This window comes from Streptacidiphilus rugosus AM-16 (assembly GCF_000744655.1).
Lineage (GTDB): Bacteria > Actinomycetota > Actinomycetes > Streptomycetales > Streptomycetaceae > Streptacidiphilus > Streptacidiphilus rugosus.
In genome coordinates, this window is record NZ_JQMJ01000004.1 from 1580136 (window position 1) to 1600365 (window position 20230).

20 protein-coding genes are annotated in these 20230 nt (G+C 73.5%); 10 read left to right on the plus strand and 10 right to left on the minus strand.

Going from position 1 to position 20230, the window contains the following annotated elements; genetic code table 11:
• The first annotated feature begins 12 nt into the window (after positions 1–12).
• Positions 13–744 (plus strand): YoaK family protein, encoded by a 732-nt coding sequence (locus tag BS83_RS16300; RefSeq protein WP_051943135.1) that lies wholly within the window; start codon positions 13–15, stop codon positions 742–744.
• A 162-nt stretch (positions 745–906) separates the two neighbouring features.
• Here the strand turns inward: BS83_RS16300 and BS83_RS41855 are convergent, their stop codons facing one another.
• Together BS83_RS41855 and BS83_RS47575 are read right to left on the minus strand one after the other, a co-directional pair.
• Positions 907–1500, minus strand: coding sequence for a hypothetical protein (locus BS83_RS41855; protein ID WP_051943137.1), 594 nt, complete (start codon positions 1498–1500; stop codon positions 907–909).
• Positions 1490–2833 (minus strand): SAM-dependent methyltransferase, encoded by a 1344-nt coding sequence (locus BS83_RS47575; RefSeq protein ID WP_157597202.1) that lies wholly within the window; start codon positions 2831–2833, stop codon positions 1490–1492. The genes BS83_RS41855 and BS83_RS47575 overlap by 11 nt, the downstream gene beginning before the upstream one ends.
• Before the next feature lie 532 nt (positions 2834–3365).
• On the opposite strand from BS83_RS47575, the gene BS83_RS16315 reads away from it, so the two are divergent.
• Positions 3366–3848: a C40 family peptidase gene (locus BS83_RS16315; RefSeq protein WP_037604525.1), complete on the plus strand. Its 483-nt coding sequence runs from the start codon at positions 3366–3368 to the stop codon at positions 3846–3848.
• Here BS83_RS16315 and BS83_RS16320 read toward each other — a convergent pair.
• Both BS83_RS16320 and BS83_RS16330 read right to left on the minus strand, forming a co-directional pair.
• Positions 3841–4827 carry a Gfo/Idh/MocA family protein gene (locus BS83_RS16320; RefSeq protein WP_232248363.1) on the minus strand — a complete coding sequence of 329 codons (987 nt, stop codon included), beginning with the start codon at positions 4825–4827 and terminating at the stop codon, positions 3841–3843. The genes BS83_RS16315 and BS83_RS16320 overlap by 8 nt on opposite strands.
• Before the next feature lie 330 nt (positions 4828–5157).
• Positions 5158–6321: an 8-amino-7-oxononanoate synthase gene (locus tag BS83_RS16330; protein ID WP_037604528.1), complete on the minus strand. Its 1164-nt coding sequence runs from the start codon at positions 6319–6321 to the stop codon at positions 5158–5160.
• A gap of 155 nt (positions 6322–6476) precedes the next feature.
• On the opposite strand from BS83_RS16330, the gene BS83_RS16335 reads away from it, so the two are divergent.
• Positions 6477–7391, plus strand: coding sequence for an SDR family oxidoreductase (locus tag BS83_RS16335; RefSeq protein ID WP_037604529.1), 915 nt, complete (start codon positions 6477–6479; stop codon positions 7389–7391).
• A 119-nt stretch (positions 7392–7510) separates the two neighbouring features.
• On the opposite strand, the gene BS83_RS16340 is transcribed toward BS83_RS16335, so the two are convergent.
• On the minus strand, positions 7511–7699 hold the full coding sequence (locus tag BS83_RS16340) for a hypothetical protein (RefSeq protein WP_037609176.1): 189 nt from the start codon (positions 7697–7699) through the stop codon (positions 7511–7513).
• A 5-nt stretch (positions 7700–7704) separates the two neighbouring features.
• Positions 7705–8418 (minus strand): hypothetical protein, encoded by a 714-nt coding sequence (locus BS83_RS16345; protein ID WP_037604530.1) that lies wholly within the window; start codon positions 8416–8418, stop codon positions 7705–7707.
• Positions 8419–8603: 185 nt separating this feature from the next.
• Between BS83_RS16345 and bioB the strand changes: the two genes are divergently transcribed.
• The 3 genes from bioB to bioD are packed head-to-tail and all read left to right on the plus strand — an operon-like array spanning position 8604 to position 11728.
• Complete coding sequence (gene bioB, locus BS83_RS16350; protein WP_084713569.1) at positions 8604–9674, plus strand: biotin synthase BioB; 1071 nt, start codon at positions 8604–8606, stop codon at positions 9672–9674.
• A complete protein-coding gene (locus BS83_RS16355) occupies positions 9671–10963 on the plus strand; it encodes an adenosylmethionine--8-amino-7-oxononanoate transaminase (protein WP_037604531.1) in 1293 nt (430 codons plus the stop codon). The genes bioB and BS83_RS16355 overlap by 4 nt, the downstream gene beginning before the upstream one ends.
• 42 nt (positions 10964–11005) lie before the next feature.
• A complete protein-coding gene (gene bioD, locus BS83_RS16360; RefSeq protein WP_037604532.1) occupies positions 11006–11728 on the plus strand; it encodes a dethiobiotin synthase in 723 nt (240 codons plus the stop codon).
• 476 nt (positions 11729–12204) lie between these two features.
• Here the strand turns inward: bioD and BS83_RS16365 are convergent, their stop codons facing one another.
• Positions 12205–12804 (minus strand): hypothetical protein, encoded by a 600-nt coding sequence (locus BS83_RS16365; protein ID WP_037604533.1) that lies wholly within the window; start codon positions 12802–12804, stop codon positions 12205–12207.
• An 85-nt stretch (positions 12805–12889) separates the two neighbouring features.
• Positions 12890–13264 carry a hypothetical protein gene (locus BS83_RS16370; RefSeq protein ID WP_037604534.1) on the minus strand — a complete coding sequence of 125 codons (375 nt, stop codon included), beginning with the start codon at positions 13262–13264 and terminating at the stop codon, positions 12890–12892.
• Positions 13265–13502: 238 nt separating this feature from the next.
• On the opposite strand from BS83_RS16370, the gene BS83_RS16375 reads away from it, so the two are divergent.
• Both BS83_RS16375 and BS83_RS16380 read left to right on the plus strand, forming a co-directional pair.
• A complete protein-coding gene (locus tag BS83_RS16375; RefSeq protein ID WP_037604535.1) occupies positions 13503–14285 on the plus strand; it encodes an ABC transporter ATP-binding protein in 783 nt (260 codons plus the stop codon).
• An 11-nt stretch (positions 14286–14296) separates the two neighbouring features.
• Positions 14297–16867, plus strand: coding sequence for an ABC transporter permease (locus BS83_RS16380; protein WP_037604536.1), 2571 nt, complete (start codon positions 14297–14299; stop codon positions 16865–16867).
• Here the strand turns inward: BS83_RS16380 and BS83_RS16385 are convergent.
• Both BS83_RS16385 and BS83_RS16390 read right to left on the minus strand, forming a co-directional pair.
• The gene (locus BS83_RS16385; protein ID WP_037604537.1) at positions 16820–17098 is read right to left on the minus strand and encodes a hypothetical protein; all 279 of its coding nucleotides are present in this window, start codon (positions 17096–17098) and stop codon (positions 16820–16822) included. The genes BS83_RS16380 and BS83_RS16385 overlap by 48 nt on opposite strands.
• 383 nt (positions 17099–17481) lie before the next feature.
• Positions 17482–17925, minus strand: a complete 444-nt coding sequence (locus BS83_RS16390) for a GNAT family N-acetyltransferase (RefSeq protein WP_408641009.1) — start codon at positions 17923–17925, stop codon at positions 17482–17484.
• A 197-nt stretch (positions 17926–18122) separates the two neighbouring features.
• Between BS83_RS16390 and BS83_RS16395 the strand changes: the two genes are divergently transcribed.
• Positions 18123–18896 (plus strand): class I SAM-dependent methyltransferase, encoded by a 774-nt coding sequence (locus BS83_RS16395; RefSeq protein WP_037604539.1) that lies wholly within the window; start codon positions 18123–18125, stop codon positions 18894–18896.
• A gap of 59 nt (positions 18897–18955) precedes the next feature.
• Entirely contained in the window at positions 18956–20167 is a 1212-nt protein-coding gene (locus tag BS83_RS16400) for a type ISP restriction/modification enzyme (protein ID WP_051943140.1), read from the plus strand.
• Positions 20168–20230: the final 63 nt, after the last annotated feature.

Below are 20230 nucleotides of genomic sequence, written 5' to 3' on the forward strand. Positions count from 1 at the left end.
CGGAGCACCGGCATGAGCGTCGACCTCAACCGGGCCGAGATCCGCATCAGCGTCGTCATGCTCTCCCTGACCCTGTCGGCGGGCGCGATCGACGCGATCACCTATCTCGGCCTCGGGCACGCCTTCGCGGCCCTGACGACCGGCAACATGCTGCTGCTCGGCTTCGGGGTGGCGCAGACCGCCGGCACCCCGATCGCCCGCCCGGCCGAGGCCCTGGCGGCGTTCGCCGCCGGGGTCGCCCTGGCGCACACGCTCATCGCCCGGCTCGACCGGCGCGGCCGACGCTGGTTCGTCGCGGGGCTCGCCTTCGAGGTGTTCCTGCTGGCCGCGGCGGGCCTCTACGCGGTCGGCGTCGCCGGGTCGGGACCGCTCGCCGGTCGCGGACAGGCCGTGACCGTGGTCCTGCTGGCCGCAGCCATGGGCTGGCGCCAGCGGGTCATGCTCGAGGCAGGCATCCCCGACATGCCGACCACGGTGCTCCAGATGACCCTCGTCAAGGCGGTCACCGACGTCCTGTCAGGCAGCTTCCCCGGTCCCGCCGGCACCCGTCTGGCGAAGGCGCGCAGGATCGCCACCATCGTCGGCCTCTTCGCCGGCGGCGCGGCCGGCGCCCTCCTCCTTCGCCTCGGCCCCGGCCCTGCGCTGCTCTGCATCGCCGGCTTCGAAGCCTGCGTCGCCGCCCTCTACGCCCACTCCCCCCGCTACCGCCCGCCCACGCCCGCCGCAGGGGCCACGACGGGCTAGGGGAACGTCGCCAAACCCCGCCGGGTCCCCGGCCACGTGACTCGGCCTCGACTCGGCCTTCGGCCAGGAGGCGCCCCTTCCCTGCGTGGTCGGGTCATCCGCCTGGCGTCTTCGTCGCGCCCGGACCCGACGGCCGACCCGACGCGGGACCGCGGAATGGCCCTACGGCCGCTCGGGCCAGTCGGGCGGGGGCAGGAGGCGGCCGTTCTGGACGGTGAAGCCGAGGTCGCGCAGGTACGGGCGGGCCTGTTCCAGGAGCGAGAGGACGCGCAAGCTGGTGCGGAAGCAGAGCGCGGCCAGCGGCAGCTCCACCAGGAGGGCCATCAGCAGCGCCGCCGCCAGCTCGCCGCCCGTGGACGAGAGCATGACGTCGAACCAGGCGTCGGTGACCAGCAGCGCGCCGGCCACCGCCGTCACCAGGGCGCTGCGCGGCGAGAGCCGCAGGATGCGGACCGCGCAGCCGGTGAAGACGACGATCAGTATCGCGTCGAAGCCGCCCCAGGCCACGTCCCAGTGGGCCGCGCGCTCCCGGCCGGGGAGCGTCAGGAACAGGAAGACGGTCCACGGCACCAGCACCAGCGCCGAGCAGAAGTAGATCAGCGCCAGCCGCGGGCGCACCACCCGCTCGCTGTGTTCGCGACCCTCCAGCGCGCTCGCCAGGAACGCGGGCGGCCGGAGGAACCGGGGCAGCCGGCTCTCCCAGCGTTCCCAGTCCCCCTCCTGACGCTCCGACCCGAACTCCCGCTCAGGGGACATCGTCCGGCTCCCGGTCGTTCGGCACATAGCCGAGGTCGATCGGCGCGGCCGGGGGTCCGTCACGGCGCAGGTCGGCCAGGAGCTCGACCAGCTGCGGCGGCCAGAGCACCTCGGGGACCTCGGCGAGCTCCTCGGGGGTGAACCAGCGGCAGCCGAGGATCCCGTCGGCGGCGAAGGAGTCCGTCAGATCCCCGACCGGGTCCCGGCGCGGCGCGGAGGCCAGGAAGATCACCTCGTGCTGGCGGACCAGGCCGGTGTCGCCGCGGTGGTAGTCGTGTTCCCACCGCCACAGCGCCGGTCCGGTGACCACGTCGGTCCACCCGGTCTCCTCGACCGTCTCGCGCACCGCCCCCGCGAGCGGATCCTCGCCCTCGTCGAGGCCGCCACCGGGCAGCACCCAGTGCGGTCCGACCTCGGCGTCGTGGTGCCGCTGGAGGAAGACCGCCCCCTCGGGGTCGAGCACCAGCAGGCGCGCGGCCGGGCGGCGCGGGCGCTCGCCGGGCAGCGGCCGCTCGGCGAGCAGGAAGCCGCCCCCGTGGGCGAGGCGCTCCTCCCCGTAGCGGGCGGCGAGTTCGGACCGGTCGATCTCGTGGACCACCCAGCCGTGCCGACGCAGCCACTGCGCCGAATCCTCCCCCAGGCCGCCGCGCCACAGGCTGGTCGCGGCCGACATGTCCGGGTCGGCCACGGCCTGCCGCAGGACCCCTCGAGTGCTGCTGCCATGGACGAGGGAGAGCCGGCTGCCGGGTGCGGACGCTGCGCCGAGCCGCCGCAGCAGCGCGCCGGCCTCCTTGGCGTCGAGATAGATGAGCAGTCCCTCGACCAGCCAGGCCGTGGGCAGCTCGGGGTCGAAGCCGGCCCCGGTCAGGGCGCCGACCCAGTCCTCCCGCAGATCCGCCGTCAGCACCCGCCGCTCGACGCGCGGCTGCGCGCCCTCCGCGGCCAGGACCCGCTCCTTGAAGGCGACCATGTCCGGCAGGTCGAGCTCGAAGAGCCGTACGCCTTCAGGCCAGTCGAGCCGGAAGGCGCGCGCGTCCAGGCCGGCCGCGAGCAGGACGACCTGCCGGCACCCGCCCTCCCCCACCGCGCCGCGCAGGTAGTCGTCGAAGTAGGCGGTGCGCAGCACCAGGTGCGCCGCCATCGCCGTCCACGCGGGGCGCGGCTCGCGGGGTCCTGGCGGCCGCGCCGGAGCGGCCGCGGCGGCGGCTCGCAGGAAGGCGGCGGCGTAGGGGTCGTCGAAGAGGCGGTCCTCGCGAGCGCTCTCGGCGGCTCGGGCCAGGGCGACGCCGAGCGCCGTCCGGCCCACCCCGTCGGGCAGATGATCGTCAGTCACCCGGCCAATCTAGGCGGCGTGTCGCGCGCGGCGGAACCAGGTTTCCGGACCAGCCGGACGGAGGCCGCCGACCGGCGTGGGGCGAATGGGTGAACCAGATCTTCCGCCTTTGTTGTTCATGCAGGTCATTCCGTATTTCTGGCACAGGAAATCGATTTTCATAACGTCTCTTCGGATACTCCGGAAGGCCCAGGAATTGCCCCTCAAACGCGGCGTGACAAGAATCACAAAGGCCCGGCGGAACGTGAAGATCCCATAAAAACGTGCCAATACTGTCCGCCGAACGAACAAGTCCTCGCCACCCTGGCGGGGCGGTCCGGCCGGACGCCTAGTCTCGCCACCGGTCGGACGCCAGGTGCTCACACACACCTGACAGGCGAGAACGGGAGACCCAGGCAGTACGGAGCGGTGGCGGCAAGCGCCGCTCCTTGGGGTGAAGCCGAATGCACGAATGGTGCGGCCGGCCGGGCAGCTTCTGGAGCCCGAACCCGACAGGGACGACTTTCGTAGGCGGTTCCGGAAGGGCTCCCGCATGTCTGCGTCCCATGATTCTGCGCGCACCCATGCCCACCGGCTGAAGGCCGGGATCACCACCGTCGCCGCCACCGGCGTCCTCCTCGGCGGAACGGCGTTGGCCGCACCCACGGCCCACGCCGCCGCCCTGACGATAGGGCAGAAGGCCCTCGGCATCGCCCAGTCGAAGCACGGCGACCCGTACCGCTGGGGCGGGACCGGCCCCAACTCGTTCGACTGCTCGGGCCTGACGTACTACGCCTTCCGCCACGCCGGCCGGAAGCTCCCCAGGACCGCGCAGGCGCAGTACAACCACGTCCAGCACATCTCGTTCAGGCAACTGCGCCCGGGCGACCTGGTGTTCTTCCACTCCGGCTCGAACGTCTACCACGTGGGCATCTACGCCGGGCACTGGGAGATCTGGCACTCCCCGCACACGGGCAGCTACGTGAAGCTGGAGCGCATCTGGACCAACTCGGTCTGGTTCGGCCGCGTCAACTGACCGACGCCGCGCGGCGGGCCTCGTCGAGGATCTCCATCACCTCGACCGAGGCCTGCCACGGCATCAGCGGACTCTCGGTCAGGCCCTCGCGCAGGCAGCGCATCACCTCTTCGGCCTCGTGCACGAAACCCCTGCCGGTGTAGGGCACATCGAACCGCTCGCCGACGGCGTCCTCCTCGCCGCGGAACAGCGTGAAGTGGTCCGGCCGGAAGAAGACCGGCGGCAGCTCGATCCGGCCGAGCTCGCCCACGATCGACGCCCGGCAGGGCGTCCCGGCCACGATCCCGCAGCTGAGCGCGGCGAGCGCCCCGTCGTCGAGGCCCCCGTCATAGCCGAGCAGCAGCCCGGTGTTGGCGTCGACGCCCTCGGGTGTGCGCGTGGACCAGGCCCGCACCTGGTCCGGCGCGCCGAGCAGCAGGTGCGCGAGGCTGACCGGATAGACCCCGAGGTCCAGCAGCGCGCCGCCGCCGAGCGCGGGGTCCCGCAGCCGGTGACCGGGATCGAAGGGGCCGGCGATGCCGAAATCGGCCTGCACGGTACGGAGTCGGCCGAGCGCGCCGTCGGCGACCAGCGAAACGACCTTCCTGATGGCCGGATTGCAGCGCATCCACATGGCTTCCATCAGGAACACCCCGCGCTTGCGCGCGAGTTCCACCAGGGCGCGGGCCTCGGCGGCGTTCATGGTCACCGGCTTCTCGCAGAGCACGGCCCGACCGGCGTCCAGACAGAGCGATGCGGCGTCATGATGCGCGCTGTGCGGCGTGGCGACGTAGACGACGTCGATCCGCTCGTCCCTGGCCATCGCCTCCCAGCTCCCGTACGCGTGCGGAATCCCGTGCCGCGCGGCGAAGGCGTCCGCGGAGCTCTGACTCCGCGAGGCGACGGCGAACACCTCCGCGCCGGGAACGAGCGCGAGATCCTCGGTGAAGTCGCCGGCGATGGCCCCCGTGGCCAGGATGCCCCACCGTATGGGGCGCATGTTCGCAGTCATGCGCCCCATCCCATCACGCCTACCTGTGCACGTTGCCCTCCCCCGGAGGCGCGAGGAACCGGGCGCCTCCGGCACGCGGGCGGGGCCCTGTCCGCAGGGGTTTCAGTTGCCCCCGGGGGCGCGAGGAACTGCGCGCTCCGGCGCTCCCGCGCGAACCCTCCCCGCAAGGGTGAGTTGCACGACCTCCGGGGGCGCGAGGAACTGCGCGAGAAGCCACCCCGGGCGGACAGGCCTGCTCGTTCGGCGGCCGTCACCCAGGGTGGCTTGTCACGCTCCCAGTTGATCAAGCAGCGCCCCGGGCGCCGAGGCGTTGGCCGGCTACCGCCGCGCGCCCGCCGGGGCGGTCGCGGTGAGGACGGAGACCGCCCAGGCGATCTGGCTGTCGGTCAGGTCGGCGCGAGCCGTGAGGCGGAGGCGGGAGTCGCGGTCGGGGACGGACGGGGGGCGGAAACAGCCGACGCCGAGGCCGCGGGCGCGGGCGTCGAGGGACCAGGCGAGCGCGGCCTCGGGCGAGGGGGCGCGGACGGAGACGACCGCCGCGTCGGGGTCGCTCGCGCGCAGGCCCTCGGCCTGCAGCGCGTCGGCGAGCGAGCGGGCGACCTCGCGGGCGCGGTCCGCGCGGGCCGGGTCGGCGCGGAGCACGCGCAGCGCGCCCAGCGCGGCGCCCACCGCCGACGGGGCCAGGCCGGTGTCGAAGATGAAGGTCCTGGCCGCCTGGACCAGGTGGTCGATCACCCGGCGCGGGCCGAGCACCGCGCCGCCCTGCGAGGCCAGCGACTTCGACAGGGTCACCGTCGTGACGACGTCCGGCGCGCCGGCCAGGCCGGCCGCCGCCGTCGCGCCCGCGCCGCCGGGGCCGAGCACGCCGAGGCCGTGGGCGTCGTCCACGACCAGCGCCGCGCCGTGGTCCCGGCAGACGCGGGCCAGTTCGGCCAGCGGCGCCGCGTCGCCGTCGACGGAGAAGACCGCGTCGCTGACGGCGACGGCCCGTTCCTCGTCGCGTGCGGCGAGTTCGGCGCGGAACGCGCCGGGGTCCTTGTGCGTGGCGCGGGCGATCCTGGCGCGGGAGAGGCGGCAGCCGTCGATCAGCGAGGCGTGGTTGAGCGCGTCGGAGACGATGAGCGCGCCGGGACCGGTCAGCGCGGTGAGCGCGGCCAGGTTGGCCGTGTAGCCGGAGGAGAAGACGAGCGCCGCCTCGGCCCCGCAGAAGTCCGCGAGCTCGGCCTCCAGCTCGCCGTGCAGCTCGGTCGTGCCGGTGACCAGTCGCGAGCCGGTGGACCCGCCGCCCCAGCGGAGCGCGGCGTCCGCGGCGGCGCCGGTGACTCGCGGGTCGTGGGTGAGGCCGAGGTAGTCGTTGCTCGCGAGGTCGAGCAGGTCGCTGTCGGCGCTGCGGTGGCGCAGCGTCCGCTCGAGACCGGCCCTGCGCCGGGTCTCGGCGGCGGTGTCGATCCAGGCGAAGGGGTCCGCGGTGGCGATCGTCATGGGCCGACCCTGCCAGGTCGTCGGCGTCCCGGACAACTCGCCCGGCCTGCGACGTCGATCACCCGAGGGAACGTCGACGGGCTCTCGACCGGACCATCGGCGCCGCCCGTGCTTTAATAAATGAACGTCCGTTTATTAATGCCGAAGGAGCGCCCATGCCGGACACCACGCGACCGCTCGCCGGCCAGGTGGCCCTCGTCGCGGGAGGAACCCGGGGCGGCGGGCGCGGGGTCGCGGTCGAGCTCGGGGCCGCGGGGGCGACCGTCTACGTCACCGGACGGAGCAGCGCCGCCTCCGGCGGGTCGGAGATGGCGCGGCCGGAGACCGTGGAGGAGACCGCCGCGCTGGTCACCGCGGCGGGCGGGGTGGGGATCGCCGTCCGGGTCGACCACTCCCGCCCGGAGGAGGTGCGCGCGCTGGTCGAGCGGATCCGCGCGGACCACGGCGGTCGGCTGGACGTCCTGGTCAACGGCGTCTGGGGCGGAGACCCGCTCACCGACTGGGAGCACCCGCTGTGGGAACAGGACCTCGACACGGGCCTGCGGCTGCTGCACCAGGCCGTCGAGACCCACATCGTCACCAGCCGCTACGCGCTGCCGCTGCTGGTGGACGGGGGCCGGGGTCTGGTCGTGGAGGTGACCGACGGCAACACCGCCCGCTACCGCGGCTCCTTCTTCTACGACCTCGCCAAGTCCTCCGTGATCCGCCTCGCCGTCGGCCAGGCGGCCGAGCTGCGGCCGCACGGCGTCGCCGCCGTCGCACTGACCCCCGGCTTCCTGCGCTCCGAGGCGGTGCTGGACCACTTCGGGGTCACCGAGGCGACCTGGCGCGACGGCGTGGCCCAGGACGAACACTTCGCCTTCTCGGAGACGCCCGCGTTCCTCGGCCGCGCGGTCGTGGCACTGGCGGCCGACCCGCAGGTGCTCCGCCGTTCCGGACGAGCCCTGTCCACCTGGGAGCTGGCCAGGGAGTTCGGCTTCACCGACGCCGACGGCAGCCGCCCTGACTGGGGCGCGCACTGGGCCGAAGCCCTCGAGACCGAGCACGGCCCGCTGGGCGATCCGCTCTAGCCCCGGCCCCGCACCGGGTGCCGCGGGCCGGCCCCGAGGTTTCCGCCGGTCGGGCCCGACCCTCCGACGGACGGCGCCGACCGCCGAGTCCCAGCCGCCGGATGCGCAGCGGGCGGGCGTCAGCCCGAGCAGGCACCGCGTTGGGACTGCTGCCAGGCGCAGCGCGGGCAGAGGGGGAGGCCGGGGGTGTCGGCGGCGTACTCCGTCGGTTCCTGGCAGAGCACGCACGCGGCCACGGCCTCTCCCGGCGCGGCGGGGCGGCACTCGACAGGGGCCGGCGGCGGGCAGGAGTCGCCCTGGTCCGGCATCATGCTCAGCTGTTCCAGATCTCGTCGTCGGCCAGCTGGGCCGACAGGTACCAGACCGGCGTGGCCAGGTCCGCCGTCGGCTGCACCGCGCCACTGGCGTAGGCGGCCTGGACGACCGTCACGAAGCGGCCGACCTGCTCGATCCTGGACTGCGCCGAGGCCTCGGCCGCGGTGACGCCGGGGAGCGCGTCGCCCGGCTCGTGGAAGACGGCGGAGCCGGCCGGGGACAACTGCGGCTTGGCCCGCTTGGCCGTCGCCGCGTCCGGATAGACCAGCACGGTGACCGAGGCGACGAGACTGCGGTCGGTGCTCACGTACGAGGCCGTCAGGTAGTTCTGGCACGCGGCCGTCGCGCTCCGCGGCACCGCCGACGCGAGCGCGTCCGTGCAGCTGAGCCCGGTCGCGATCGCGTAGCGGGTCGCTTGAAGGGCGGTCGGGTTGGTGGAGGTCACCGGCACGTCGGCCGTGGCCGGCAGCACGGTCTGGGCCATCTCCAGCAAAGAGGACGGTGCCGCCTCGGACTGACCGGCGCCCTCCGGCGCCGCGACGGAGTCCTGGGACAGGTCGCCGGCGGCGCTCACGGTACTGGTGCCGCCGCCCGCGTAGTGGACCTCCGCCCAGGTCGCGACCGCCGCGGACACCGCGAGCGCGCCGAGCAGCGCGACGGTGCGGGAGCGACGCGGCCGGTGTGCGGGGGTCGGCTCTCCGCTGGTCGTCATGGTGCAGAGTGTAGGGCGCGGACCTGCCGCCGAACGAGTGGGGTGATCTCCGGGAGCGCGGCCCTGACATGGGACGATTCCGCCCCGAGTTGGAAGATCTATGACAACACGACCAGCTCTGTGTGAGATGTTCTATGCAGTTCCGCACTGGCGGCCCTCGATCCCGGCAGGGCAGGATCGCCCTCATGGATCTGCTCGACACCCTCGTGACCAAGGCGCTCGACCGCGAACTGCCCACCCGTGAGGAGGCACTGGCCGTCCTCGCGACCACCGACGACGAGCTGCTCGACGTCGTCGCCGCCGCGGGCCGGGTACGGCGCGCCTTCTTCGGTCGCCGCGTGAAGCTCAACTACCTGGTCAACCTCAAGAGCGGCCTCTGCCCCGAGGACTGCTCCTACTGCTCACAGCGACTGGGCTCGAAGGCCGAGATCCTCAAGTACACCTGGCTCAAGCCGGACCAGGCCGCCGCCGCGGCGAAGGCCGGCGTGGCGGGCGGCGCGAAGCGCGTCTGCCTGGTGGCCAGCGGACGCGGGCCGACGGACAAGGACGTGGACCGGGTCGCCGACACCATCGCGGCGATCAAGGAGGAGAACGAGCAGGTCGAGATCTGCGCCTGCCTCGGCCTCCTCTCCGACGGCCAGGCCGACCGCCTGCGCGACGCCGGTGTGCACGCCTACAACCACAACCTCAACACCTCCGAGTCCACCTACGAGGACATCTGCTCCACGCACGACTTCGCGGACCGCGTCGACACCGTGCAGAAGGCGCAGGCCGCGGGCCTGTCCGCCTGCTCGGGTCTGATCGCGGGCATGGGCGAGAGCGACAACGACCTGGTCGACGTCGTCTTCGCGCTGCGCGAGCTGGGCTCCGACTCGGTGCCGGTCAACTTCCTGATCCCGTTCGAGGGCACCCCGCTGGCCAAGGAGTGGAACCTCACCCCGCAGCGCTGCCTGCGCATCCTCGCGATGGTCAGGTTCTGCTTTCCCGACATGGAGGTCCGCATCGCCGGTGGCCGCGAGGTGCACCTGCGGACGCTGCAGCCGCTGGCGCTGCACCTGGCCAACTCGATCTTCCTGGGCGACTACCTGACCAGCGAGGGCCAGGCCGGACAGGCCGACCTCGACATGATCGCCGACGCGGGCTTCGTCATCGAGGGCTCGGACGAGGCCACGCTGCCGCGCGACCGCGACCGCGAGCACGCCGCCACGGCCGTCCGCCGCCGCGGCGCCGGCACGGACCTGCCGCCGAACGCGTGAACACCGAGGAACTGCTGTCGCTCGACCGTGCCCACGTCTGGCACCCCTACGGGGCGATGCCGGGCGCGGCCGAGCCCTACCCCGTGGCCTCGGCCAAGGGCGTCCGGCTGCGGATGGCCCGGCCGGTCGAGGGCAGGGACGAGCTGATCGACGGCATGTCGTCGTGGTGGTCGGCGATCCACGGCTACGGCCACCCGGTGCTGGACGAGGCGGTCCGCGAGCAGCTCGGGCGGATGAGCCACGTGATGTTCGGCGGGCTCACCCACGAGCCCGCCGTCCGGCTGGCGGCGAAGCTGGTCGAGCTGACGCCGGAGCCGCTGCAGCACGTGTTCCTGGCGGACTCGGGCTCGGTCTCGGTCGAGGTCGCCGCCAAGATGTGCCTGCAGTACTGGCGTTCGCAGGGCCGACCGGAGAAGCACCGGCTGCTGACCTGGCGCGGCGGCTACCACGGCGACACCTTCCACCCGATGTCGGTCTGCGATCCCGAGGGCGGTATGCACCAGCTCTGGAGCGGCGTGCTGCCGCGCCAGATCTTCGCGGACGCGCCGCCGGACGGCTTCGACGCCCCGCTGGACCCTGCCTACCTCGCCCAGCTGGACGAGCTGCTGTCACGTCACGCCGGGGAGGCGGCGGCCGTGATCGTCGAACCGGTCGTGCAGGGGGCGGGCGGGATGAGGTTCCACTCCCCCGCGTACCTCCAGGCGCTGCGCGAACTCTGCGACACGCACGACGTGCTGCTGGTCTTCGACGAGATCGCCACCGGCTTCGGCCGCACCGGCGCGCTCTTCGCCGCCGACCATGCGGGCGTCTCCCCGGACGTGATGTGCGTCGGCAAGGCGCTCACCGGCGGCTATCTGACCTTGGCCGCGGCACTCTGCACGACCCGGGTGGCCGAGGGGATCAGCCGCGGCGAGGTGCCGGTGCTCGCGCACGGGCCGACCTTCATGGGCAACCCGCTGGCGACGGCGGTCGCGAACGCCTCGATCGAGCTGCTGCTGGCGCAGGACTGGCAGCAGGAGGTCAAGCGGATCTCGGCCGGCCTGTCCGCCGGTCTGGCGCCGGCGGCCGAGCTGCCGGGCGTGCGCGAGGTGCGGGTGCTGGGCGCGATCGGCGTGGTGCAGCTCGACCACGAGGTCGACATGCGCGCCGCGACCGCCGCCGCCGCACGGGAGGGCGTCTGGCTGCGCCCGTTCCGCGACCTCGTCTACACCATGCCGCCGTACGTCACCGGCGACGCCGACCTGGCCGCCCTCTGCGCGGGCGTCCGCGCGGCGGCCCAGGCCGGCTGACGCGCTGACCGGCCCCTTCCACCTCAGGAGAACCCCACCGTCGTGAGCACCATCCTTCTCGTCACCGGCACCGGCACCGAGATCGGCAAGACCGTCACCACCGCCGCCGTCGCCGCCCTCGCCCGCGCGGCGGGGCGCAGCGTCGCGGTGCTGAAGCCCGCGCAGACCGGGATGGCGCCGGGCGAGCCGGGCGACCTGAGCGAGGTGCTGCGGCTGGCGGGCGAGGTGACCGTCAGCGAGCTGGGCCGCTTCCCCGAGCCGCTGGCCCCGGCGACCGCCGCCGCGCGCAGCGGACTGCCGCCGGTGACGCCGCGTCAGACCGCCGCGGAGGCGGCCCGGCTGGCCGAAGGCCACGACCTGGTGCTGGTCGAGGGCGCGGGCGGGCTGCTGGTCCGCTTCGACGCCGCGGGCACGACCCTCGCCGACGTCCCCGCCGAGCTCGCCGCGCTCGGGCACCGGGCGGAGGCGCTGGTCGTGGTCACGGCCGGGCTGGGCACGCTGAACACCGCCGCGCTGACGGCCGAGGCGCTGCGGGCCCGGTCGGTGCCGCTGCACGGCCTGGTCATCGGCGGCTGGCCGGAGGCACCCGACCTCGCCATGCGCTGCAACCTCGACGACCTCCCGGTGGTCGCGGACGCCCCGCTGCTCGGCGCGCTGCCGGAGAACTGCGCGGGTCCGGGCGTCACCGCCGACGCCTTCCTGCCCGTCGCCCGCGCCTCGCTCGCCCCCGCGCTGGGCGGCGTCTGGACCCGCCCGGAGGCCTGAGACCGCGTCGATCACGGTCCGTGCCGCGCCGGTTCGGAGAGCTGGATGCGGCACACCGTCGTGACGGGTGCGGCCGGGCACGGCACCGGGCGGACCGAGGTTGATCACGTCCGTTCGAAGACGTGGTCGAGAACGGGGCCGCTACCGCGCGGACCGGCGCCCCACGGTCGGAATCGGTCGCAGCCAACCGGCCCGACGGCTTCGGGCGGACCGCCGCCGGAGGTGTGCGCACCGAGGAAACGGTCGGCCGTGGGCGCGGTGCGGTACCCACTGGACCGAGACGGTCAGCACCGGTCGCGGACCGCGGGCCCGACGGCCTCGGGCGGACCGCAGTCGACGGCGACCGTTCCCAGGATGCGATCCACCGTGGGCGCGGTGCGGCACCGACCGGACCTGCCCGATCGGAACCGGTCACGGACGAGCGGCGACCGGTCGCCCGGCCGGGTGCCCGAAGCCCGCGGTCGACAGGCAGCGGATCAGAGCAGTCGGAGCCGTTCCAGGACCAGTTGCAGGGTGCTCAGCGGCACCGACAGCGCCGGCTCCGGACGCGGGGAGTCCCCGTCGCCGCGTGCACGTCGCGGCAGTCGGGAGCGGCCGGTGGTCTGCGCGCGTGGCGGCTCCGCCATGAGCAGTCGGGGGAGGTCGAGGGCGAGGCTGCGCAGCCCCATCGCGGCGAGCGCCAGGTTCGCGGTGGAGCGGGCCAGAGTCAGTTGGATGTAGGCCCATTCGCCGCCGGGCAGGGGGGCGGTGCGCAGCAGGGAGAGGTCGAGGAGGCCGGTGACGACCAGTTCCTCGGGAGTCTCGCTCTCCTGCCCGAGACGGCGGGCCATGACGATCGGCGCGCGGCCGCTGCGCCGGGCGAGGTCGGGGTCGACGTCGGGAAGTTCGGCCCAGGCGAGCGGGTCGGGCCGCCCGAGCTCACCGATGGCCACCGCGCGGGCGCCGGGCAGCCGAAGCGCCCGCTGGAGCGCATGGGCCACGGAACCGACCGGCCCCGTGTCCTCCGGGAAGGCGCCGCGGAGCACCACGGCCCCGGGCAGCGCGGAGCTCGGCGTGGCGGCCTCGGCTGGGGTCACTGGTCCTGTCTCCGGTGCGACGGGCGACGGCCCGGGGCGGCTGGGTCTGGTCCAGGGGGCCGCCCCGGCACGGGTTGGTGGTCCGTCAGAGCATGAGCGTGTCCTCGATCTGCCGCAGGCGCATGCGCGCCATCGCGAGGTTCGCCCGCTTCCGGTCGAGCGCCAGGTAGATGAAGTGGCCGTCGCCGCCCTTGCCGGTCAGCGGGCGGATCAGGTGGTACTGGTTGGAGAGGGTGATCAGGATGTCCTCGATCCCCTCGTGGTGGAGGTTCAACATCTCCAGCGTGCGCATCTTCGCGCGGACGACCTCGGTGTTCCCCGCCGAGGCGACGGTGAGGTCGAGCTCCGGGCTGCTGCCCAGCACGCCGAGGGCCATCCCGCTGGTGTAGTCCACGAGAGCGGTGCCGATGGCACCCTCGATCGCCATTGCTTCCTTGAGTGCTACGTCCATAGAAGGCATGTCCGGGACCCTAGGCGTTATGGCTCGGTGTACGCCCCGCATGATCGAAGGCAGTCGGTAGTGACCACCTTCTGATCATATGTTTTCGGCATATGCGGATCCGAAGACGTTTTCGGGGCAGGGACTGCTCAGGGTCGGGGTCAGCCCTGCGGCGGATGCCGGGCGTCGGAGAGCAGGCCTAGGCTCGGAACGGACCCCGCCCCGCGGACGGGGATCCGGTTCTGCGGATGGGGGAGACATGGCGCAGAGGGAGCTCGGGCCTGCCGCCCGGGCGGTCGGGCTCAGCAAGGCCTACGGGAGCGGCGACACCGCCGTCCTGGCACTGGACCGCGTCGACGTCGAGATCGACAGCGGCCGGTTCACCGCGATCATGGGGCCGTCGGGCTCCGGCAAGTCCACGCTGATGCACTGCCTGGCCGGGCTCGACCAGGCCACCTCCGGCGAGGTCTGGATCGGCGACACCGAGCTGACCCGGCTCGGCGACAAGCAGCTGACCAGGCTCCGGCGCGACCGGATCGGCTTCGTCTTCCAGGCCTTCAACCTGCTGCCCACCCTCACCGCGGAGGAGAACATCACCCTCCCCGGCGACATCGCTGGCCGCAGGGCCGACGAGGCGTGGCTGCAGCAGGTCGTCAAGACTCTCGGCCTCGGGGACCGGCTCGGTCACCGGCCCGCGCAGCTCTCGGGCGGCCAGCAGCAGCGCGTCGCGGTGGCCCGGGCGCTCGCCGCCAGGCCGCAACTGATCTTCGCCGACGAGCCCACCGGCAATCTCGACTCCCGCTCGGGCGCCGAGGTCCTCGGCTTCCTGCGGCGCAGCGTCGACGAGCTCGGCCAGACGGTGGTGATGGTCACCCACGACCCGAACGCCGCCTCCTTCGCCGACCTGGTGCTGTTCCTCGCCGACGGCCGGATCGTGGACCGGCTCGCCTCCCCCACCGCCGACGCCGTCCTGGAACGGATGCGGCGCTTCGACGGCCGACCGGGATCGCCGGGCTCACCGAGCGCGCCGGTCGCGGACTGAGGGGGCCGGCGATGCTGAAGGCGACACTGCGCAGCTTCCTGGCCCACAAGGGCAGGCTCGCGCTCTCCCTGCTGGCGGTCGTGCTCTCGGTCGCGTTCGTCGCGGGCACGCTGATGTTCACGGACACCATCGGCAGCACCTTCGACCGGCTGTTCCGCAGCACCTCGGCGGACGTCTCGGTCACCGCTCACGACGACTTCGCCGGGCAGAACGGCCAGAACCTCTCCGGCACGGTGCCGACCGTCCCGGCCTCGCTGACCGGCACGGTCGCGCGGGTCCCCGGGGTGGCGTCGGCCTACGGACGGATCGCGCTGCCGGGCATCGTGCTGACGGACGCGCAGAACAAGAACATCGGATCCATCGGCGGCGCCCCGACCCTGGGCATCAACTGGAGCCCAGAACCGAACTCCCCGGTCGACCTCACCTCGGGCACCGCGCCGACCGGCGACGGCCAGGTACTGGTCGACGCCGACACGGTCCGCAAGCACCACCTCGTCCTGGGCCAGCAGTTGCGTGTCATCTCCGCGACCGGCGGCTTCCCGGTGCGCTTGACCGGCATCGCCACCTTCAACACCACCAATCCCGGCGCCACCCTGGTCTTCTTCGACACCGCGACGGCACAGCGCCGGCTGCTGGGCCAGGAGGGCGTCTTCACCTCGATCGACGCGACGGCCGCCCGCGGTGTCACCCACGAGCAGTTGCAGGCACGGGTCGCCGCCGCGGTCGGCGGCGGCTACGACGTGAAGACGGCCGAGCAGACCGCCAAGGACTCGGCGCAGGCGCTCGGCACCTTCCTCGCCGTCATCAAGGACGCCCTGCTGGGCTTCGCGGGCATCGCCGTGCTGGTGGGCATCTCGCTGATCCTCAACACCTTCTCCATGCTGGTCGCCCAGCGCACCCGCGAGCTCGGGCTCATGCGCGCGCTCGGCGCGAGCCGGGAGCAGGTCAACCGCTCGGTGCTGGTCGAGGCGGTGCTGCTCGGGATCGTCGGTTCGACCCTGGGGCTGTTGCTGGGCGTCGGCCTCGCCCTGGGCCTGATCAAACTGATCGCGGCCGGCGGCATGGTGCTCAAGGGCAGCCAACTGGCGGTCCGCTGGCCCACCGTGGTGAGCGCCTACGCCGTGGGCATCGTCGTCACCGCCGTCTCCGCGTATCTGCCGGCCCGGCGGGCGGCGCGGGTCTCGCCGATGGCGGCGCTGCGGGAGGCGGACACTCCCGAGCGCGGCGCGCCGCTGCGCGTCCGCGCGGTCGCCGGAGTCGTGCTGATGCTTCTGGCGGCAGCGGCGCTGGGCGGAGCGGCGGTGGACAGGAACCTTGGCGTGGCCGGGCTGCTGCTCGGCGCGGGTGTACTGCTCAGCCTGATCGGGCTGGTGGTCGTCGGTCCGCTGCTGGCCAGACCTGTGATCCGGCTGGTCGGCGGCTGGTTCCCGCGCGTCTTCGGGCCGGTCGGCACGCTCAGCCAGCGCAACGCGCTGCGCAATCCGCGCCGCACCAGCGCGACGGCCTCCGCGTTGATGATCGGCATCGCCCTGGTCGCCTCGCTCTCGGTCGTCGGCGCGTCCCTGGCCGCCTCCTTCGACGCCCAGATCGACAAGACCATCGGCGCGGACCTGATCGTGCAGAACACCAACGGGCTGCCCTTCCCGAACGAGGTCGGCGACGCCGTCCAGGCCACCCCCGGCGTCGGACTGGTGGTGCGGGGCCAGGCCTCGCGCGGGGCGCTGGTGGCACCCGACGGCACACAGCGGAAGACGAACGTGGTGGGCACCGGGCCCGGCCTGGACAAGGTGGTCCGCATCCAGATGCGGAACGGCACGGTCGAACAGGGCACGGCGCCGGGCAAGGTGATGCTCGGCTCCGACTACGCGGACGCACACGGCTTCCGGGTCGGCAGCCCGATCTCGATCGTCTTCCAGAACGGCCGCACCGGCGCGCTGACGGTGGGCGCGATCGACGTGACCGACCCCAACCCGGGCGGGCTCGGCGACGAGCCGGTGCTGGGCACGGCCACGCTGCGCGGCTTCCTGCCGGGCGTGCTGGACGACGTGGTCTTCGTCAACGTCGCCCCCGGCGCGGACAAGGCCCAGGTCAAGAGTGCGCTGACGACGGCTCTCGGCAAGGACCCGCAGGTGCAGGTGCGGGACCAGACCGACTACAAGAAGCTGATCCGCGGCCAGATCGACTTCCTGCTGCAGCTCGTCTACGGGCTGCTGGCGCTGGCCATCATCATCGCGATCCTCGGCGTGGTGAACACGCTGGCTCTGTCGGTCATCGAACGGACCAGGGAGATCGGGCTGCTGCGCGCGATCGGTCTGGGGCGGAAGCAACTGCGCCGCATGGTGCGGCTGGAGGCCGTAGTGATCGCGCTGTTCGGCGCCCTGCTGGGGCTCGGCCTCGGGCTGGTCTGGGGGCTGACGGCGCAGCGGCTGCTGGCCGCGAAGGGTCTGCAGGCGCTGTCGATCCCGTGGTCGACGGTGATCGCGGTGGTGATCGGCGCCGCCGTGGTCGGCCTGCTCGCCGCGCTCGGCCCGGCGCTACGCGCCTCCCGGCTCAACGTCCTCGACGCCATCGCGCACGAGTAGCGCCTGTCGGGCCCGGGGCAGATCCAGAGCGAGCTCCCAGAGCTCCTCCACCTCCTCCGGGCCCGGCTCCACACCGTCCAACAGCGGCTGCAGCCGCTCCGCGACCCGCCACCACGCCTCCGGCGCGGGAATCGCACGCTCCCGCAGATCATCGAGCCGAAGCATCAACTCGGCGGCGACGGCCCGCAGTTCGTTCAGTTCCGGGTGCCCACGGGGCAGTTGAGCGACCATGCCTCAACGCTACGCCGCCCCACTGACATCCGCCCCGCGCCGGGGCTGTCGCCGACGCGAACCGCGAAGCAGCGCCGGCGCCGGAGGCCCGAGTTACCCCGCCGCCGTCCCGGCGGGGCCAGGGACTGGCCGCCGGGAGGCGGGCGACCCGGAGCGAGTGAGCCCGCCAGAGCAGTGCCTCGACCGGGCGGGGGCGGCGTCCAGCCGGCCAGCGGCCGAACCCAGCGGCGTCAGAGTCTCGCGGGCGGGAAACAGGCCATGGTGTTGCCGGATGCCCGAGTTGGCCCGCCACTGTCCCGGCGGAGCCGGGGACTGGCCGCCGGGAGGCGGGCGGCCGGGAGCGTCCCCGCTCGAGCAGTGCCTCCGACGGGCCGGGACGGCGTCTAGCCGGACAGGGGCCGGACCCAGCGGCGCCAGTGGTCCTCGCGCTGGTAGCCGGCGGCGGACCAGGCGCTTTGGCCGAGTTCGTTGTCGACCAGGACCATCGCGTCCGTGCGGCGTGCGCCCGCGGCGAGGAAGCGGGTGTGGGCGGCGTCAAGCAGGAGGCGGGAGATGCCCTGGCGGCGGTGGTCGGGGTGGACGGCGAGACGGTAGAGACTGGCCCGCCAGCCGTCCCAGCCCGCGATCACGGAGCCGACGATCCCGCCGTTCCCCGTGTGCTCGGCCAGGATGAGGGCCTCAGGATCCCGTTCGACGAGCCGGGTGACGCCCGCGACGTCGTCGCTGATGCTCGTGCCCTCGGCGGCTTCCTTCCAGAAGGCGAGAACTGCGTCGACGTCGTCGACTCCGGCATGACGTGTGCGAAGTAGTTCCATCCGCCCACCCAACCAGCCCCCGCCCCGTCGTCGCCGGTATTTCCAGTCTGCGAGACACAACGCCAACCTCACTTAGTCGTAAGGATTTTGACGGTTGGTCCTGTATTGCACGAATGCAACAGGGATCCGTTTCGCGGGGCGGAGGCGCATCACTACACTCGGCCCGATTCCTAGATCACGGGGGCCGTCGTCGACAGGGAGACACGGGCGTGACTGCCGAAAGCACTGAGATCATCTCCTACTTGGAGCCGAGCATCGCGGACGACTACCGCAACTGGGACGACTCCGCGTCCTGGCTGCTCGGTTACTCCTTCCTGCCCCTGGCCCTCGGCCTCGACCGCCTGCCGGACACCCGGCTGCTCGACCTCGGCTGCGGCCCCGGCGAGGTCACCCGGTGGCTGGCGGACCGCTGCAACGCGCGGATCACCGCCGTGGACACCTCCCCCACGATGATCGCGCTGGCCGACGAGCACGCCCCGCACGAGCGCGTGGAGTACCGGCTCAGCGAGGACGGCCGCCTGTCGTTCCTCGCCGACGGCGAGATGGACTCGGCGATGGCCTGTTTCCTCTTCACCTGCGTGGACGGCGAGGACCAGATACGCGAGATCATCACCGAGGTCGCCAGAGTGGTCAGACCCGGCGGGAGATTCACCATCCTGGTGCCCAACCCCGACCAGGTCTCGGGCGCGGTCTTCGAGGGCTTCAAGCGCGGCGAGGACGGCGCCCGGTACGAGCCGGGCGAGTTGATGCCGGTCGAGGTCCAGCGGACCGACGGCAGTTGGACCACCATCAAGAACCGCTACTGGAACCGGGACACCTACCGCACCGCGCTGGCCAAGGCCGGCTTCGAGGGCCCCGTGAAGGAGCTGGCACCGGTCCTGGCCGACACCGAGGGCGTCGCCGACCCGGCCCTGCGCGGAGACCGCGCCTGGGAGCGGGAGCGCACCGCCGCGCCCTTCCTGCTGCTGACGGCCACCCGCTGAGGGCACCCGAGGAGAGCGGCCTCCGGTGACCGGCGAGGCCCCGGCACTACGATGGCCCCGTGGCCGATTCGGGTGGGGAGCTTGCGCCGACCGCGCTCGCCGAGCTGATGCCCTGGGCCGTGCGCGGGATCAGGGCCGGGCGCAGCTGGGTGCTGGCCGCGGATCCCGAGGTGCTGGAGGAGCGGTGGAGGCGGCTCGCCGCCGCCGCGCCCGCGCAGCGGGCGGAGCTCTTCGAGACCTCACGTTCGCGCACGCCGGACACCGCCGTCGCCGCCCTGCCCGGTCAGGCCGGCGGCGCCAGCACCCGGCGGCTGTCCCGTGAGCCGGGCCCCAGACCGCCCCTGGTCAGGGTCCGGCACCGCCCCCTCGATCGGGCCTGGCTCCTGGCCGACCAGCGCCTGCTCGACCAGGCCCGCCCCGAACTGTGGCGCGCGGCGGGCCCGCGGCAGCGCTACCTGCTGGTGCAACCGGTCCTCGCCTCGGCCCCGGCCGACGCAGCCGGGCCGGCCGCGACCGTCGCCGGCGAACTGCCCGTCGACCACCGCGTCACGGCACACCCGCTGCACCGAAGGCCCGAAGGCGGGGAACCGAATCTCACCCCGGGTCTCCTCCCCTTCCTCTCGAGCACGTTCGCGACCCGGGTCGGCGCCGAGGACGTCCTCGCCTGGGCCGCCGCCGTCACCACCCGCCCCGACGCGCCGCGGCGTCCGGACGGCAGCCCGCTGGTCCCGCTTCCGCGCTCGGTCGCGACCTGGGAGGAGGGCGTCTCCCTCGGCCATCGCCTGGTCGAGCTGCACACCTTCGCCCGCGCCGGACTGCGGCTGCCCGACGGACGCCGCAGCTTCATCCGGCAGGCCGTCGACCGGCAGCCCGACGGGCTCGACTACGACGCGGAGACCGAGACGCTGCTGCTCGGCGAGGGCCGGCTCGCGCCGGTCTCCCCCGCCGCGGGCCGGTCGCCCGCGCTGCGCGAGTGGTTCGCCGAACGGACCGCCTTCCGCACCGCGCCCAGCGGGACGCTGCAGGCGCTCGGGCTGACCTCCTGGCCGCAGCGGGCCAGCACCGAGCTGATCGAGCTCGCCTCCACCCTCGCCCACCTCGCCGAGCTGCGCCCGCTCCAGGAGGCCCTCGCCGCCGACGGCGGGCCCTGGCTGGGCCGCGAGGAGCTGCACACCGCCGGGGTGCTCCCGGTCCTGCCCGCCGCGCGCCGGCCGGCGTCGGTGTTCGGCGCGTCGGAGGAAGGGCCCGAGGGCCAGTACGCGCTGCTCTGAGCGGACGCACGCGACACCCGCGAGTGTTGCCGTTTGATACCGAAGCCCCGATTGAGCTGCAAA